The organism is Streptomyces sp. NPDC098789, from assembly GCF_044759975.1.
Taxonomy (GTDB): Bacteria; Actinomycetota; Actinomycetes; order Streptomycetales; family Streptomycetaceae; genus Streptomyces.
In genome coordinates this window covers 45,292-61,082 of sequence record NZ_JBIWAJ010000027.1, presented here as the reverse complement: position 1 = coordinate 61,082, position 15,791 = coordinate 45,292, and the positions used below count along the sequence as shown (strand labels likewise).

Genomic DNA, 15,791 nt, shown 5'->3' with positions numbered 1-15,791 from the left:
TGGGCCCCGTGAAGAACGCCGTGGAGAGGGACGACCGAAGATGAGCACCGAAGAGTTGACCGCCGACCGGCCCGCGGCCCAGGCCGCCGCCGTGACCGAAGCCGAGGCCCGGGCCGCCTTCCTCTCCCGGGCCGGCGGCCCGGCGGTCGGCGCGCGCACGGTGCTGGAGCGGGCTCCGGAACTGTTGCCCGGCGCGGTGGACGCCGCCACCACGGACATCGAGGCGGTACTGGGCCACCTCGCCGCCCGCGCGGCGACGCACCCGGTGGCGGCCGGCCCCGCCGGGTCCGCGCAACCCACCTCCTGGGGCCTCGATCTTGCCACGGGCGGGCTGCGCCGGGTGCGCGTCGCCGGGTCCGGCTCCCCGGTGGGCGTCGCGGCGGGCCTGACCTGGGTGGGCGCGCTCGAAGAGGGTCTCGCCCAGCACTGCGCGGCGCTCCTCGCGCGCCGCCTGGAAGCCCCCGGGACCCGGGTGCCCCGGCTGCGCCTCGGCGACGGGGGAGTCGAGGTGCCCCACGCGCTGCTGCGCGACGTGCACGCCGAGGGGGAGCCCGCCGCGCACGACCTGACCGAGCTGCTCTCCCTGCCCGCCTGCGCCGTCGCGCTCGCCCCGCGCCCCGGGGGCGACGGCCGCGAGGGCGGGTGCGAGACCGTCATCGCCACGGGCGCGACCCTGGCCGAGGCGGCCCGTACCGCGGTGGAGCGCGCGCTGTCGCGCCGCCGGGCCCACGAGGCCGGCCGCCCGGTCCCGCGCGCCTTCCCCGCCGTCGGCCGGGAGCGCGAGAGCGACGCCCCCGGCCCGGCCCCCTGCGCCCAGTGGTCCCGCCCGCTGGACGCCCTGCACTCCGAGGGCCACAGCCCGGTCGCGGTGCTGCTGGACCACGACGCCCGGGTGAACGAGGTACTGCCGTACCTGGTCCGGATCGTGCTGTCGGCGAAGTAGCACCGCCGCCGGCCGGACCGCGGCCCGCGCGGCAGGTCAGGCGTCCGGGGCGAGGGCCTCCCGGGCGCGGGCCTCCTGGACGCGCGCTTCCGACACGAGGTCGTCCGACAGGAGTTCGTCCGGCAGGAGGTCGTCCGACCCGCGGACGTCCGGCCCGGGTGCGTCCGGACAGCCGGCCACCGGGGCTTCGTCCTCCGGGGCGGGTGCGTCCGGGGCGGCCAGGCCGGCCCGTTCGGCCAGCGCGCCGCCCTGGAAGCGGCTCTCGGCGCCCAGTTCCTCCAGCAGCTCCGCGATGTGGCGGCGGCAGGTGCGCAGCGACATGCCCATCCGCCGTGCGATCACCTCGTCCTTGGCGCCCTCCACCAGCAGCCGCACCAGGGCCCGCCGCAGGCTGTGGCCGACCTCCTTGTACGCGGCTCCGCTGCTGCCCAGGAAGGGGTCCGCGGCGGACCAGTGCTGCTCGAAGACCCGGCACAGGTACGCCACCACGTCGGGGTCCCGGACCAACACGGCCCCCTCGCCGCTCCCGCCGTCCGAACGACGGGGCAGGAACGCCACGCTGCGGTCGAACACGATCGCCCGGTCGGGGAGTTCGGCGGCGGTGCGGTACTCCGCGCCGGCCGCGGTGAGCGTCTCCACGTACCCCTGGGTGGCCAGGTTGGAGCGGGCCGGGTGCTGGTAGAGGGTGCGCATGCGCACGCCCCGGTCGAGCATCGCCAGGTCCCGCTCGATGGCGTCGCCCAGCCGGTGCGGCGGCCTCCCGCCGCCCGGCTGGATGGTGAAGACCTCCTCCCGGCACCGCGCCGAGTGCTGGGCGAGCAGGGCCGATACGGCGGCCAGGTCGGGCAGCGAGTCGATGCCCTCGCGGCGGGCCTGCTCGTGCCGGGTGGCCCGGTAGCGCGGCATCAGGGAACGCAGGTCGTCCCGGACGGACTGGGCGTGCGCGGCGCTGCGCGCGAGCCGCGCCTCCAGCGGACCGACCGCCTCCGCCGCGGCGGCGTCCGGACTGACCGCCATCAGCTCGTCCGGGCTTCCCGGGACCGTGCGCAGGAGCCGCAGCCGGAGCAGCGTGTGGCACGCCCGCTCCGCCTCCTGCGTGCTCAAGCCGAGGTCAGAGGGGACGTCGAGCGGGTACCGCGGGAGGGCCCCCCGAGCCAGGACGTGTTCGAAGACGGCCACGGCAGCCGCGTCCAGTCGCGGCAAGTCGGTCAATTCTGTCCCGGTATCGATGCTCGTACCCCCTATGCGGCCCTGCTACTTCCGTGCCCTGCAGGGTATTGCCAGATCGGAGCGCTGGACCCACGGGGCGTGGCGTGAGGAGATTCGGGTGTCCGCCACACAAACCCCCTCAGGCGGACATCGCATGGCGAATCCCCCACCGGTGGTGTTCGCGATCCATGCAACCACCTCCCGACTCAGGAGTCGCACCATGCCCGGAGCCAGCCGCTGCTTCCTCGCCCTCACGGTCCTGCTGGCGTGCGGTGCGTCCGCGCTCACCGTGGGGGACGGGCCCGGACCCGGCGCCGCGGGGCACCGGGACGGATCCGCGGCGGTGAACACGCTCGCGGCCAGGCCCCTGGACACGAGTTGGGGCGACGGCTACATCGCGCCGCAGCACTAGGGGGTCGCACCCCAGTCCCGTCCGACCCGAAGTGAAAGGCCCCAGAACGTGTCATCCCTGCCTGTGACCCCCTCCCGGTCCGGACACGGGCCCCGAGAGGGGGCCGAGAGTCCGGCGGACCTCGCGCTCCTGCCCGACCTGGTGCGCGCCGTGATCGCCCGGTCCGCGCCGCGGGCGCAGCGGGGTGACGGCGGCTCGGCGGGGTCCGACGGCGAGGGTGCGCGGACGGTCGACTGGGCGGTGACTCCTGGTGAGTTCTGGTGCCACGTGATGCCGGGCGCCCCGGTCCGGCGCACCCAGGGGTGGAAGCTGCACGTCTCGGCCACCCCGCTGGCCGCGCCGCTGGCCCTGGCCCGCGCCGCCGAGGTGCTGGTGGCCCACCGCGCCGCCTTCAAGTTCGCCGGGACGCCGGCCCGGGTCGCGGCCCTGGTCTCGGGGCGCTTCGCCCGGGGCGGGGGCGGCAAGTTCATCACCGTGTACCCCTCGGACGACGACCAGTTCCGCGTGCTCGCCGAGGAACTCCACCGGGCCACCCTGGGGTTGCCCGGGCCCGCAGTCCTCTCCGACCGCCGCTACCTGCCGGACAGTCAGGTCTCCTACCGTTTCGGGGTGTTCGCCGGCGTCCAGGAGCTCACCGCCGACGGCTGCTTCGCCACTCTCCTGACCGACCCCGAGGGGCGCAAGGTGGCCGACGAGCGCAACGCCTGGTTCAGTCCGCCCGCTTGGGCGGGCGATCCCTTCCCGGAGCGTGCGGCGGCTCCCGTCCGCAGCGCCGCCACCGCCAAGCCGGTCCTGCTCGGCGGCCGGTACCTGGTGCGCGGCGCCATCCAACACTCCAACAAGGGCGGGGTGTACCGGGCCGAGGACACCGAGACCGGTGCGCAGGTCGTCCTCAAGCAGGCCCGGCCCCACGTGGCCGCCGGTCTGGAGGGGCTCGACGTACGGGACCTGCTGCGCCGGGAGGCGACCCTGCTGGAGCGGTTCGGCAAGGTCTTCCCGGACCGGGTCCCGCGGCTGGCCGAGGTGTTCGAGCAGCAGGGCAGCGTGTTCCTGGCGGCGGGGACCGTCCCCGGCGCCACGCTGCGCCGTACGGTCGCCGAGCGCCTCGTCCGGACCGGCGCGGCCTGCCCGGACGACGCCACGGCCGACTCGCTGGTCCGGCAGCTGATCGAACTGGTCGCCGCCGCCCACGAACTGGTCGCCGCCGCCCACGAACTGGGCGTCACCCTGCACGACTTCAACCCGAACAACGTCATGGTCACCCCGGACGGCCGGCTCCTGCTGATCGACCTGGAGATGGCGGCCCGCGAGGGCGAGCGCTGGGTCCTCGGGGCCACCCCCGGCTACACCGCCCCCGAACTGCGCGCCGCCCCCCAGGTGGCGCCCGCGATGGGCCCCGCCGTCGACCTGTACGCCCTGGGTGCGACCGTCCTGCACGCACTGAGCGGGGCCGACCCGCTGTTCGCGGCGGACCGGCCCGCGGCGGCCGCCCGGCCCGACGAGGAACGCCTCGCGCACCTGGTCGAGTTGCTCGCCCGGGACCAGAGCGCGGTGCGCCGCTTCGCCCCGCTGGTCCTCGGGCTGATGCGGGACGAGCCCGCCGAGCGCTGGACGCTGGAGGCGGCCCGTTCCTTCCGCGCCGCGGACCGCCCCGCCGCGCACCCGGCCGGCGAGCCGACCGGCACCCGTACCGGCACCCGTACCGGCACCCCCGTCGAGGACGTCCGTGCCCGTCTGGTGCGCGACGGCGTGGCCCACCTCCTGGCCACCGCCGCCGCGCGGGACGCCGACCGGCTCTGGCCGTCCGACACCTTCGGCGTGACCTGCGACCCGGTGGCCGTGCAACACGGTTCGGCCGGCGGGGTGGCCGTACTCGCCCGGGCCCTGAACGGCTGGGACGACCACTTCTCCGGGGCGCCGGACGGGCCGGGCGCACTCACCCGGGAGACCCTGCGCGAGGGGCTGCGCACCGCCGCGCTGTGGACGGCCGACCGGCAGGAGGCCCTGCCCTGGATCCTGCCCGGACTGCACTTCGGCCGCTCCGGAACGGCCTGGGCGCTGCTCGACGCCGCGGGGGCGCTGGACGACCCGGCCCTGGCCGGGCGGGCGTCCGCGCTGGCCCTCACGCTGCCCGTCGAGTGGCCCAACCCCGACGTCTGCCACGGCGCCGCCGGATCCGGCCTGGCCCAGCTGCACTTCTGGCGGACCACCGGCGACCCGCGCTTCCTGGAGCGGACCGCCCAGGTCGCCGAGGGGCTGCTCACGGCGGCCCGGCACACCCCCGAGGGGATCTTCTGGCCGGTGCCGGAGGACTTCGACTCCGGGCTGGCGGGAGCCTGGCACTACGGCTTCGCCCACGGCGTCGCCGGAGTCGCCACCTTCCTGCTGCTCGCCGCCGAAGCCACCGGTGAGGACCGCTTCCTGAAGGCGGCCGTCGAGGCGGGGACCACGCTGACGACCGCCGCCCGCAAGGGGCCGGCGGGCACGATGTGGCCGGTGGACCGGGCCCGGCACCTCGCCGGTTCGCCGGACCTCGCCCGGCACTGGTGCAACGGCTCCTCCGGGGTCGCCACCTTCCTGGTCCGGCTCTGGGCGGCGACCGGCGGGACCGACGACGTCACCCGCGGCCTGGTCGAGGGCGCGGCGCTCGCCGTGCGGGCCGGACGGTTCGGGGACTCGCCCGCCGCGTGCCACGGGCTGGCGGGCAACGCCGAGTTCCTGCTCGACGCCGCCGAGTTGACGGGCGACGAAGAGCACCGGGCGGGCGCGGAACTGCTGGTCGAGCACCTGGCGGCGCAGGCGGTCCTGCGCGACGGCCGGCTGCTGGTGCCCGACGACAACCGCAGGGGCGTACTCGCCGAGTACGCCACCGGGTTGGCCGGGAGCCTCTCGCTGCTGCTGCGGATGCGCTCCGGCGGGCCCCGCGCCTGGCTGCCCGAGGGTGCGCGCACCCACCTCTGAACTTCCGGTGGCCGCCGGCCACCGGTAGCCGGTCCGCACGGACCGGTACACCTCCCGACAGAAGGAGCCCATCATGATGGAGCACGACATCGACGCCCTGCAGGTCCTCCCCGCCGACCTGGCCAGCGAGGACCTGGGCGAGGAGCACGCGGCGGCGCTCATCACCGGCTGCCGCATCCACTTCAGCGGCTGCTGAAGTCGGTAACGACTGAAGGGCGGGCCCCGAGCCCGCACTCAAGGAGGGGACCGGCCCGGGGGGGCTGGTCCCCTCCTCGGTGACGTGAGGGTGCGCTGCCGGTCTCCCGAGGCGCGGAGGAATCCGCTGGTCACGGTCATGCAGCTGTGACAGGTTCGACCTGTGACACCTCATGAGACCTCCCCTGCCGACGGCCTGAAGATCAGCACCCTCGCCGAGCGCCCGGAACTGACCCGCCGGCTCTACGAGATCGCCGACGACTGGCCCGCGTTCATCCCGCACGAGCCGGTCGCCGGAGCCCTGCTGAGCCGGGTTCCCGAGGAGTTCCCTCAGTACTGCGTCGTGGCGACCGACGGCGACCGCGTCGTGGCCCGGGGCTTCGGCGTGCCCTTCGACGCGGCGTCGGACGGGCGCGAGGAGATGCCGGACCAGGGGTGGGACCGGGTCCTGGTGTGGGCGATGCGCGACCGGCGCGGCGGCGCCGCAGTGACCGCGGCCAGCGCGCTGGAGATCACCGTGGACCGCGACTACCTCGGCCGCGGACTCTCCTACCGCATGCTGGCGGCCCTGCGCGGCGCGGCCGGGGACCAGGGGCACCGGGACTTCCTCGCCCCGGTCCGCCCGACCGCCAAACACCTGCGGCCGCACCTGCCCATGACGGAGTACGTCCGGCTCGTGCGCGACGACGGGCTGCCGCAGGACCCGTGGCTGCGCGTGCACGTGCGCGCGGGCGGGGTCATCGAACGGATCGCCCCGGCGTCGATGACGGTCAGCGGCTCCCTGGACCAGTGGCGCGCGTGGACCGGCCTCCCCCTCGAAGCGGACGGCGCGGTCGAGGTGCCCGGCGCGCTCGTCCCGCTGCGCTGCGACGCCGCGCACGGGTACGCGGTCTACGTCGAGCCCAACGTGTGGATCCGGCACGGGGCGGGACCCGCCGTGGCCGACGGCGCCTGACGCGCCACCGCCTCGCGTACGGGTCCCACCCCGCCCGGGGTCAGAAGCGGTCCGGGGTCGGCAGCAGGGGGAGCGGCGTGGCTCGCCCGCCCGGCGGCGGCGTGGTGGCCCGGCAGTTGACGTCCCGGGCCGGGAGCCGGCCCGTGGCCAGGTAACCGGTCACGGTCGCGGTCACGCAGGAGTCGGGATCGGCCAGGTACACGCCGTGGCCCTCGCCGCCCAGCGCCAGCGCCATCCGCGAGCCCTTCAGCGCCCGGTGCAGCCCCTCGCCGCTGGCCAGCGGGGTCTGGGAATCCCATTCGTTCTGCACGGTCAGCACGTTCGCCCGGGTGCGCATCGGGGTCGCCGCCTCGCGGGGCCGCTGCCAGAAGGCGCACGGCTTGATGTTGGAGGCGAAGTCGCCGTACAGCGGGTAGGCGGCCTTGTCCCGGACCGCGTCGCGCCGGTACTGCTCGGGGTCGCGCGGCCAACTGTCGGAGTCCCCGCAGATCACCGACCAGAAGACGGCGATGCCGTTGTCGGAGGGCGGCTCGCCCGCCGCCGACCGCGCGCCGGCGAGCGCGTCCCGCAGGGAGGGGACGGACGCGGGCGGCGGCGTCCCGTCGGCCGCCGCCTTGACCGCGGCGATCAGGGGAGCGGCCCGGGCCGGGTAGAAGAACAGCGCGCGGACGGACCGGATCGTGTCGCCGGTCAGCTTCTCGCCGTGGTACTCGATGGGGTCGCGGTCCGCCCGCGCCACCAGGTCCCAGAACGTCCGCGAGACCGCGGCCGGCGAGGCGCCCAGGTGGTACTCGGCGTCGCGCTCGGCGGTCCACCGGGTCCACCGGGCGAACGCGGGCTCCGCCTCGGTCGCCCAGGTCCGGATCGTGTCCCGCCACACGCGGTGCGGGTCCACCCCGCTGTCGAGGACGAAGCGGTCGGTGCGGGCCGGGAAGAGCTGCGTGTACACCGCGCCGAGGTAGGTCCCGTACGAGTACCCCAGGTAGGAGATCTTCGGCTCGCCCAGGGCCGAGCGGATCGCGTCCATGTCGCGGGCGGTGTTGCGGGTGGTGAGGTACGGCAGGACCGCCCCCGCCTTCTCCCGGCACTTGTCGGCGACCGTACGCGCCCAGGCGACGTCGGCGGCGAAGGTCTCCGGGTGGTACGGCCGGTCGAGGCCCTCCTCGTCGTCGCGCAGCCCGCAACCGACCGGACTGCTGGCCCCGACGCCGCGCGGGTCGAAGCCGATCAGGTCGTACTGGTCGCGCACCTCCCGGGGCAGCACGTCGAGGATCCCCAGGGGCAGGTCGAGCCCGGGATCGCCCGGTCCGCCGGGGTTGAGCAGCAGGACACCGCGCCGCTCGGCGGGCTTCTCGCTGCGGACCCGGGAGATCGCGAGGTCGAGCGAGGGGCCCCGGGGGCGTGCGTAGTCGAGCGGGACCTTGATGGTCGCGCATTCGAAGGAGGCCGGACGGTCGGCGGCGCAGCGGTGCCACGAGGGCGGGGCGGGCCGGTGGTCGACCGCGGCGGCCCCGGTCGCGGAGAGGAGCGGGACGGTGGTGGCGAGGAGTCCGGCGGCGACGAGCAGGGGCGCGATGCGTTTCGTGCGCACGAGGAGCCGTTCCTTTCGGAGGAGTCGGTTCCCTGCCACCTTCGCCTACGGGCCGAGCGGGCGAATCATCCCGAAGCGTCGGTCCGTATCCGCCGTGCGGACGAGCTCGCATCAGGACAATCGGCCGGAATCCGGCGGTGGTTGGTGGGGGGACCAGGGGGTCGTGCTCCCCGGACTACCAGCTCGGGCCGCCCGGGACGGCGCGCCACCCGTCGTCGCCGTGCGGTTTCACCCGTCCCGGTGGAACCCGCGGCGGTCGGCGCAGGGAGAACCGATTCGCTGCCGGGGCGCGGCGTACGGTCCGCCTCGAACCCCTCGCCGATCTTGAGGAGACCTTCCGTGAAGCTTCGCAGTGCCGTCACCGCGGGCCTGGCCGGGCTGGTGCTCGCCCTCGCCGTCCCCGGCTCCGCCTTCGCCGCGACCGGCCAGTTCAGCTACACCTTCACCGATGACCAGGGCCGGGTACTGACCGTCGCCCTGCACGACCCGAGCAGCGAGGAGTGCGTCAACCTGCCCTACGTCGGCAGCGAGTGGGTCGAGCCGGGCCACTCGCCGCACAACTCCACGGACGAGCTGGTGACGGTCTTCAGGGGCGCCAACTGCACGGGCCCGGAGTGGAAGCTGCGCGCCCACGGCAAGCCGGCCACCGAGCAGCTGAAGGTCCGCTCGGTGTGGTTCCACGGCCCGAGCTGACCCGATCCCCGCTCCCGTCGCGGCGGCCCACGGCTCCGCGGCGGGAACGGGTCCGGCCGACCGCCTCCGCCTCCGCGTCCCGCCCCCGCCTCCGCCCCCGGACATAATGTCGGTTCGGATCATGAGGGAAGGAACGCCGATGAGCGACGGGGACGACACGGTCCTGGTGACCACCGAGGGCCGCACCGGCCGGATCACCCTCAACCGACCCGGAGCCCTCAACTCCCTCACCCGCCCCATGGTGCTGCGGATCTCCGCCGCGCTCACCGCCTGGGAGCACGACCCGCGGGTCACCCAGGTGCTCGTCGTCGGGGCGGGGGAGCGCGGCCTGTGCGCGGGCGGCGACATCCGGGCGATCCACGCCGACGCCCGTGCGGGCGGCACGGCCTCGGTGGACTTCTGGCGCGACGAGTACCGGCTCAACGCCCGGATCGCCCGCTACCCCAAGCCGTACGTCGCCCTGATGGACGGCATCGTGATGGGCGGCGGGGTCGGGATCTCCGCCCACGGCAGCGTCCGGATCGTCACCGAACGCTCCCGCGTGGCCATGCCCGAGACCGGAATCGGCTTCGTCCCCGACGTCGGCGGTACCCACCTGCTGGCCCGGGCCCCCGGGGAACTGGGCACCCACCTCGCGCTCACCGGCGCGGCGATCGGCGCCGCCGACGCGCTGCTGTGCGGGCTCGCCGACCACTTCGTGCCCGCCCGCCTGTTGCCGGAACTGGCCGCGGACCTCGCCGCCGCGCCCGTGGCCGACGTACTGCCCCGGTACGCCGTCCCCGCCCCGGAGGGCGAACTGGCGGGGCAGCGGGAGTGGATCGACCACTGCTACGCCGCCGACACGGTCGAGGCGATCGTCGAGCGGCTGTCCCGGCACGGCGACCCGCGGGCCGAGCAGACCGCCGAGACGATCCTGGCCAAGTCCCCGACCGCGCTCAAGGTCACCCTGGCGGCCGTCCGCCGGGCCCGCGGCCTCGGCTCGCTGGAGCGGGCGCTGGAGCAGGAGTTCCGCGTGTCCTGCGCCGCCCTGCGCTCGCCCGACCTGGTGGAGGGCATCCGCGCCCAGGTCGTCGACAAGGACCGCACGCCCCGCTGGTCCCCGGCCGAGCTGGCCGGGGTGTCCGACGCGGAGGTGGAGCGGTACTTCGCCCCGCTCGGCGCCGACCGCGAACTGCGCCTGGTGAGCCGTACCGATCAGCGGTAGCCGGTGGCGTCGGCCGGGCGCCCCGGGTCCTGTACCTCGACCATGTACCGCCAGGCGTCGGGGCGGCTCCCGTCGAGGTCCGTGAAGCCGTACACCCCGGCCAACTGCCCGCTGGAGAGCGACTGTCCGTTCCAGCGCGCCCGCTCGGGGTCGCCGGCCAGCGCCGCCACCGCCCGGCCCACGTACGACGGGGTCTCCGAGATCGCGAAGTGGGGCTGCTTCACCAGGGCGTCCCGCCAGGTCGCCTCCGTCACCTCGAAGGCGTCGAGCATGATCTCCGAGCGCATCCAGCCCGGGGTGAGCGCCACCGCGCTCGCCCCGCGCGGCCCCAGCTCGTGCCCGAGCGCGAACGCCATCCGCAGCACGGACGACTTGGCCAGGTCGTAGAAGAAGGAGACCCGGTAGCGGCTCGCGTTGTACTCCGCGGTGCCGTCCGTCATCTCCACCACCAGCCCGCCCGGCTCGCGCAGCAACAACGGCACCGCGAAGTGGCTGGTGACGGCGTGGGTCTCGACCGCGAGCCGCAGCAGCCGCAGCCCCTTGTCCAGATCGTGCTCCCACACCGGGCTCTCCCACTCGAAGAGCCGCTCCGCACCCCAGATGTCGTTGACGAGCACGTCCAGCCGGCCCTGCTCGGCGTCGATCCGGCCGACCACCGCCTCGACCTGTTCCGGCACCAGGTGGTCCGCGACGATCGCGATGCCCCTGCCACCGGCCGCCGTGACCAGCTCGGCGGTCTCCTCGATGGTCTCGGGCCGGTCGTACTCCGAACGCCTGCCCCGGGTGCTGCGCCCCGTCACGTACACGGTGGCGCCGCGCGCACCCAGTTCCACGGCGATGCCACGACCCGCGCCCCGGGTCGCCCCCGCGACGAGGGCGACCCTTCCCGTCAGCGCCCCGGGCGGGTGCGGGCCGGGCGGTGAAGCCAGTGATTCCGTCATGCCGGGAGCCTACGGCGCCGCGCCGTCCCGGGCGGACGGCTCGGGTGCGCGGCGGGTCCGGGACGGGTGCGCGGCGGGTACGGGGCCTCAGGCGCCGGCGCCGAGGGCCTCGATGATCTCGGCGGTGGTGCTGACCCGGCCCAGGCGGGGGAAGATCTTGCCGAAGGAATGCGCGTGCGAGTCCGCGTCCGTGTCGGTGGTGGCGTCCTCGGCGAAGACCACGTCGTAGCTGTTCTCCCAGGCCGCGCGGGCCGTGGATTCGACACCGATGCTGGTGGAGATGCCCGCGAGGACGATCCGGGTGATCCCGCGACGGCGCAGTTGGAGGTCCAGCTCGGTGCCGGTGAAGGCGCCCCAGTGGCGCTTGGTGATGCGGATGTCGCCCTCGGCGGCGAGCGCGGGGGAGATCTCGCTGAAGGCGGCGGGCGGGGCGGCGAGCGGACCGGGGCGGTCGGTCGTGGCGACGGGCAGGTCGCCGCCGTCGGCGGACCAGGCGACGTTGACCAGGACCACCGGGAGCCGCTCGGCGCGGAAGGCCCGGGCGAGCTCGACGGACCTGGCGAGGACCTCGTCGGAGGGGCGTGCGGTCGGCAGGGCCAGGATGCCCTGCTGGAGGTCGATCAGGACGAGGGCGGTGCGCGCGTCCAGCAGCAGGTCGCTCATGAGGATCTCGGTTCCTTCTCGTGGTCGGGGATCGGGCGGGGATGGGCCGGGTGACCGAGGGTGCTCAGCCTTCGGCGAGCCGTATGAGCAGGCCGATCGCCTCGCGCAGGGTCGCGCGCTCGGGTTCGCTGAGGCGCTCGGCCAGCAGTTCGGCGAGGCGTTCGTAGCCGGCCTCCCGGCGCTCGCGGACGGTGTCACGGCCGCTCTCGGTCAGCGCGATGATCTGTCGCCGTCCGTCGGTGGGGTCGGCGCTGCGCTCGACGTATCCGGCCGCGCGCAGCGCATGCACCGTGGCGATCATCGACTGCGGTCGGATCCGCTCGACCCGGGCCAGCTCGGCGGCGGTCGCGGGGCCGCGGCTGTCGAGCTGTTTGAGCACCGCCACCTGCGACAACGACAACCCCTCGGAGGTCGCGGCCCGCATCTGGCGCACCACCATGCGCACGGCGAGCTGGAGGTCCTCGGCGGTCTCCCGCAGTTCCCGCAGCTCCCGCTGTTCGTCAGCCATGCCGCAACCGTAGGTGATCGACAGGCAAACTGACAAGTTTGCCTGTCGATCTCCTGTCGGGCGGGTGGCCGGAACGGCTGTCTTTCCGCGCCCGGCGTACGCCGGATAGACCTGCGGCCATGACGGCATCGGACATGACGAGCTTCGACGAGGTCTACGGACTGCCGGACCCGCGCGGGTACTTCGCCCAACTGGGCCCGTACGACTACCGCGCGCCGCACCACGGGCAGCGGGTCTTTCGAGAACTGATCGGTGAACTGCCGCCGGACGCACGGGTGATGCTCGACATCTGTTGCTCCTACGGGATCAACGCGGCACTGGTCAACCACGACGTGACCCTCGACGAGCTCTACCAGCGCTACACCTCCACCAAGGCGGCCGAGCTCAGCACGGGCGAACTCATCGAGTGGGACCGGGAGTTCTACGCCGCCCGACGGCTGCCCGAAGCCGTCGGATCCATCGGGATCGACGTGTCGCGGCCCGCCGTGGCGTACGCGCTCGCCGTCGGGCTCCTCGACGAGGGCTACTGCGAGGACCTGGAGACGGGCGAGCCGGACGAGGAGCTGCGCCGGGCCGCCGGCGGGGTCGGTCTGATCACCGTCACCGGCGGGGTCGCCTTCCTCACCGAGCGGACCTTCGGCCGGCTCCTCTCCGCGGTTGGCCACCCGGTGCCGGTGGCCGCCTTCGTGCTGCGCACCTGCGACTTCGGGGGCGTCGTCGCCCGGCTGGAGGAGCACGGGCTGACCGTCGAGCGCAGTGACGGTACCTACCCGCAGCGCCGCTTCACGGACGAGGACGAGCAGCGGCGCGCGGTCGAGACCGTCATCGCGCTGGGCGAGGACCCTACGGGCAAGGAGAGCGAGGGGTGGTACCACTCCCGGCTCTACGTCGGCCGCTGACCGGAGCGGGAGCCGGAGCCGGGCGTCGCGCCGGGCCCTGAGCGGGCTCGGGGGAGCGCGGCGAGGGTGCCGAGCGCGACCAGGGACAGCAGGAGGGCGGCGGCCGCCGCGCCGACGGCGGGGCCGGGTCCCCAGAGGGTCCAGGCCCCGCCGAAGAGCAGGGATCCCGCGAAGCGCGCCAGGGCCTGCACGGTCTGGAGCGCCGCGAGCCCGGTGGTGCGGGCCTCCTCCGGCAGGAGGGGACCGGCGGCGGCCATGAGCACGCCGTCGGTCGCCGCGTAGAACAGGCCGACCAGTGCGAGCACCCCCGCGACGAGCGCTGCCACGGCGACCGGTGACCCCGCCGGAGCGGGCGCGAGCAGGAGCAGGCAGGCCCCCGCCAGCAGCGCGTGCCCGCCGAGGAAGACCCGGTGGCGCCCGACCCGGTCGGCCAGCCGCCCCATCGGCAGCGCGCCGAGCAGGAAGGCGACCGCGGTATCCGCCGCGAGCAACGGAAAGGCGGTGTAGGGGAGTTCGAGGCAGCGCTGGAGCAGGAGGTACACGAAGGCGTCGCCGACCGTGAACAGGCCGAGCAGGGCGGCCGCGGCGCACAGGCGGCGCAGCCCCGGGATCCGCAGCAGGCTCCGCAGCGCGGCCGGGGGAGCGGAGGTGGGGAGCCGCGGCGCCGGATCCGGACCCTCGCGCACGAACAGCGCGAGCAGGACGACGCCCAGCGCGGCGGCGCAGAAACTGACGGTGAAGACGGCTCCGTAGCCGTCCGCGGCCAGCCACAGCACCCCGAAGGCCACCAGCGGCCCCAGCAGCGCCCCCGCGGTGTCCATCGCCCGGTGCACGCCGAAGGCCCGGCCCTGTTCCCCCGGCGGACAGGACAGCGAGATCAGCGCGTCGCGCGGAGCCGTGCGCACCCCTTTGCCCGTGCGGTCGGCGGCCAGCACCGCCGCCACCTGCCACGGGGTGGTGACGGCGAGCAGGGCCGCCTTGCACAGCGCGGAGAGGGCGTACCCGGCGCCCGCGACGAGCTTGCGGCGCCGGGTACGGTCGGCGATCCGGCCCCCGGCCAGCCGGAACAGGGCGGTGGCGCCCTGGTTCAGGCCGTCCAGGGCGCCGAAGGCCAGCGGGGACATGCCGAGCCCGGTCACCAGGTACAGCGGCAGGACGGCGGTGACCATCTCCGCGGAGACGTCCGTGACCATGCTGACCAGACCGAGCGCGAGGACGGTGGCGGGCACGGGCCGCCGCCGGGCCGCCGCGGGTGCGGGGAGGCCCCGGGCGGCGTCCGCCGCGCGGCCGGTCGACAGGTACACGGGGGGCCTTCCTAGAACCAGTTGATGGTGAGGGGGAAGGTGGTGGTGGCGTTGGTGGGGGTGGTGTCGGTGGCGGTGATGGTGATCTGGGTGGTTCCGCTGCTCCAGGGTTTGCCGGTGATGCGGCCGGTGGTGGTGTCGAGGGTGAGGCCGAAGGGCAGGCCGGTGGCGCTCCAGCGGATCGGGGTGCGGCCGCCGGTGGCGGTCAGTTGGAGGGTGCAGGTCTGGTTGAACTTGCAGGTCTGCGGGCCCGGGTCGGTGACCTTGAGGTCACCGGAGGTCGGGGTGGGGGTGGGGGTAGGCGTGGGAGTGGGAGTCGGCGTGGGAGTGGGGTCGGTGCCCGCCGCGAAGACCTCGCTGATCGGCTGGACGTTGGCGGCGTTCCCCGCGTGGGTGGTGCTCCCCGCCAGGTCCTCCAGGGTGCGCAGGAGGTGGTGGTGGCTGTAGGCGGTGGCGTACCGGCCCGTCTTCACCTGGGCGCCGTAGAAGACGGTCGCGATCTGGTTCGAGCCGAGGTAGTTGTCCTCGTCCCAGGTCAGCACCAGCAGGCTGTTGTTGGCCTTGGCCCACTGCGCGTAGCCGTCCAGCCCGTTCCTCGTCCAGGTGTCGCCCGTACCGACCGCGCAGTCGTGCATGTCGTTGCACAGGTTGGGCACGACGAACGACAGCCGCGGCAGCGCGCCGTAGTTCCCCTGGGGGAACTGGGACCAGGTCTTCCCGGTGTTCAGCGGTACGTTCTTGAACGCGAACCACGGGTTGTGCTTCTGCGCGTACTTCCCGCTCGAACAGGTGGTGGACCCCTCGGCGGGCAGGTCCTCGTTGTACGTCGCGAAGGTCTTCCCCGCCGCGATGACCTCCTGGCCCAGGTTGGCCGCGGTCATCGACTGCGCGGTGTAGCAGCTGTCGCCGGTGATGCCCTGGGTGGCCCCGGAGAAGAGGTCGAAGTAGTTCGGCTGGCTGGGGTGCGTCAGCGCCTTCATGCCGGTCAGGCTCGCGCCGCCGTTCGCCAGCTGGTTGATGTAGGGCGCGCCGGAGTTGCCGATGATGTCGCCGTACTGCTTGTTCTCGAAGACGACGACCACCACGTGGTCGTAGCCGGGGAGCGCGGCAGCGGCGGCGGAACCCGCCACGGCGGCCTGCGAGTTGGCCACGGCGAACGCTCCGAGCAGGCCGAGCGCGCCGAGCGCCGCGCCGAGCCCGGTCCAGCGGGCCCGCGAGGTCCGGACCCCGCGTCGGGGCGCGCCGCTCGGTGCGCGTCTGGAGGTGGGAACGGCTGTGGGCGGTGTCTCGGGCACCGGTACGGGCATGGGCGG

15 protein-coding genes are annotated in these 15,791 nt (G+C 74.7%); 8 read left to right on the top strand and 7 right to left on the bottom strand.

Annotation, left to right across the window (positions count from 1 at the left end; translation table 11 throughout):
- Positions 1-40 precede the first annotated feature (40 nt).
- Entirely contained in the window at positions 41-943 is a 903-nt protein-coding gene (locus tag ACIQWR_RS36950) for a hypothetical protein (RefSeq protein WP_404019084.1), read from the top strand.
- Between the two features lie 36 nt (positions 944-979).
- Here the strand turns inward: ACIQWR_RS36950 and ACIQWR_RS36945 are convergent, their stop codons facing one another.
- On the bottom strand, positions 980-2,155 hold the full coding sequence (locus tag ACIQWR_RS36945; protein WP_404019081.1) for a hypothetical protein: 1,176 nt from the start codon (positions 2,153-2,155) through the stop codon (positions 980-982).
- A 217-nt stretch (positions 2,156-2,372) separates the two neighbouring features.
- On the opposite strand from ACIQWR_RS36945, the gene ACIQWR_RS36940 reads away from it, so the two are divergent.
- The 4 genes from ACIQWR_RS36940 to ACIQWR_RS36925 all read left to right on the top strand — a co-directional run bounded on the left by ACIQWR_RS36940 (position 2,373) and on the right by ACIQWR_RS36925 (position 6,675).
- A complete protein-coding gene (locus ACIQWR_RS36940) occupies positions 2,373-2,564 on the top strand; it encodes a hypothetical protein (RefSeq protein ID WP_404019078.1) in 192 nt (63 codons plus the stop codon).
- Between the two features lie 48 nt (positions 2,565-2,612).
- Entirely contained in the window at positions 2,613-5,525 is a 2,913-nt protein-coding gene (gene lanL, locus ACIQWR_RS36935) for a class IV lanthionine synthetase LanL (RefSeq protein ID WP_404019076.1), read from the top strand.
- 73 nt (positions 5,526-5,598) lie between these two features.
- A complete protein-coding gene (locus ACIQWR_RS36930; RefSeq protein WP_404019073.1) occupies positions 5,599-5,721 on the top strand; it encodes an ALQxL family class IV lanthipeptide in 123 nt (40 codons plus the stop codon).
- Between the two features lie 162 nt (positions 5,722-5,883).
- Positions 5,884-6,675: an N-acetyltransferase gene (locus ACIQWR_RS36925; RefSeq protein ID WP_404019070.1), complete on the top strand. Its 792-nt coding sequence runs from the start codon at positions 5,884-5,886 to the stop codon at positions 6,673-6,675.
- Between the two features lie 40 nt (positions 6,676-6,715).
- Here ACIQWR_RS36925 and ACIQWR_RS36920 read toward each other — a convergent pair whose 3' ends face one another.
- On the bottom strand, positions 6,716-8,266 hold the full coding sequence (locus ACIQWR_RS36920) for an alpha/beta fold hydrolase (RefSeq protein WP_404019067.1): 1,551 nt from the start codon (positions 8,264-8,266) through the stop codon (positions 6,716-6,718).
- Between the two features lie 339 nt (positions 8,267-8,605).
- Between ACIQWR_RS36920 and ACIQWR_RS36915 the strand changes: the two genes are divergently transcribed.
- Positions 8,606-8,959, top strand: a complete 354-nt coding sequence (locus tag ACIQWR_RS36915; RefSeq protein ID WP_404019064.1) for a hypothetical protein — start codon at positions 8,606-8,608, stop codon at positions 8,957-8,959.
- Positions 8,960-9,098: 139 nt separating this feature from the next.
- Positions 9,099-10,163 carry an enoyl-CoA hydratase/isomerase family protein gene (locus tag ACIQWR_RS36910; RefSeq protein WP_404019061.1) on the top strand — a complete coding sequence of 355 codons (1,065 nt, stop codon included), beginning with the start codon at positions 9,099-9,101 and terminating at the stop codon, positions 10,161-10,163.
- On the opposite strand, the gene ACIQWR_RS36905 is transcribed toward ACIQWR_RS36910, so the two are convergent.
- The 3 genes from ACIQWR_RS36905 to ACIQWR_RS36895 form a co-directional block, all read right to left on the bottom strand.
- Complete coding sequence (locus ACIQWR_RS36905) at positions 10,154-11,104, bottom strand: SDR family oxidoreductase (RefSeq protein WP_404019058.1); 951 nt, start codon at positions 11,102-11,104, stop codon at positions 10,154-10,156. The genes ACIQWR_RS36910 and ACIQWR_RS36905 overlap by 10 nt on opposite strands.
- Positions 11,105-11,191: 87 nt before the next feature.
- Positions 11,192-11,767 carry a hydrolase gene (locus ACIQWR_RS36900; RefSeq protein WP_404019056.1) on the bottom strand — a complete coding sequence of 192 codons (576 nt, stop codon included), beginning with the start codon at positions 11,765-11,767 and terminating at the stop codon, positions 11,192-11,194.
- A gap of 64 nt (positions 11,768-11,831) precedes the next feature.
- Entirely contained in the window at positions 11,832-12,275 is a 444-nt protein-coding gene (locus ACIQWR_RS36895) for a MarR family winged helix-turn-helix transcriptional regulator (protein ID WP_404019053.1), read from the bottom strand.
- A 119-nt stretch (positions 12,276-12,394) separates the two neighbouring features.
- On the opposite strand from ACIQWR_RS36895, the gene ACIQWR_RS36890 reads away from it, so the two are divergent.
- On the top strand, positions 12,395-13,174 hold the full coding sequence (locus ACIQWR_RS36890; RefSeq protein ID WP_404019050.1) for a hypothetical protein: 780 nt from the start codon (positions 12,395-12,397) through the stop codon (positions 13,172-13,174).
- Here the strand turns inward: ACIQWR_RS36890 and ACIQWR_RS36885 are convergent.
- On the bottom strand, positions 13,159-14,478 hold the full coding sequence (locus ACIQWR_RS36885; RefSeq protein WP_404019047.1) for an MFS transporter: 1,320 nt from the start codon (positions 14,476-14,478) through the stop codon (positions 13,159-13,161). The genes ACIQWR_RS36890 and ACIQWR_RS36885 overlap by 16 nt on opposite strands.
- Before the next feature lie 11 nt (positions 14,479-14,489).
- A complete protein-coding gene (locus ACIQWR_RS36880) occupies positions 14,490-15,785 on the bottom strand; it encodes an alkaline phosphatase family protein (protein ID WP_404019044.1) in 1,296 nt (431 codons plus the stop codon).
- Positions 15,786-15,791 lie beyond the last annotated feature (6 nt).

Coding starts and splice junctions, on each gene's coding strand:
- ACIQWR_RS36895 (WP_404019053.1), bottom strand. CDS start 12,275: ATGGCTGACGAACAGCGGGAGCTGCGGGAACTGCGGGAGACCGCCGAG.
- ACIQWR_RS36950 (WP_404019084.1), top strand. CDS start 41: ATGAGCACCGAAGAGTTGACCGCCGACCGGCCCGCGGCCCAGGCCGCC.
- ACIQWR_RS36905 (WP_404019058.1), bottom strand. CDS start 11,104: ATGACGGAATCACTGGCTTCACCGCCCGGCCCGCACCCGCCCGGGGCG.
- ACIQWR_RS36880 (WP_404019044.1), bottom strand. CDS start 15,785: ATGCCCGTACCGGTGCCCGAGACACCGCCCACAGCCGTTCCCACCTCC.
- ACIQWR_RS36940 (WP_404019078.1), top strand. CDS start 2,373: ATGCCCGGAGCCAGCCGCTGCTTCCTCGCCCTCACGGTCCTGCTGGCG.
- ACIQWR_RS36900 (WP_404019056.1), bottom strand. CDS start 11,767: ATGAGCGACCTGCTGCTGGACGCGCGCACCGCCCTCGTCCTGATCGAC.
- ACIQWR_RS36910 (WP_404019061.1), top strand. CDS start 9,099: ATGAGCGACGGGGACGACACGGTCCTGGTGACCACCGAGGGCCGCACC.
- ACIQWR_RS36890 (WP_404019050.1), top strand. CDS start 12,395: ATGACGGCATCGGACATGACGAGCTTCGACGAGGTCTACGGACTGCCG.
- ACIQWR_RS36930 (WP_404019073.1), top strand. CDS start 5,599: ATGATGGAGCACGACATCGACGCCCTGCAGGTCCTCCCCGCCGACCTG.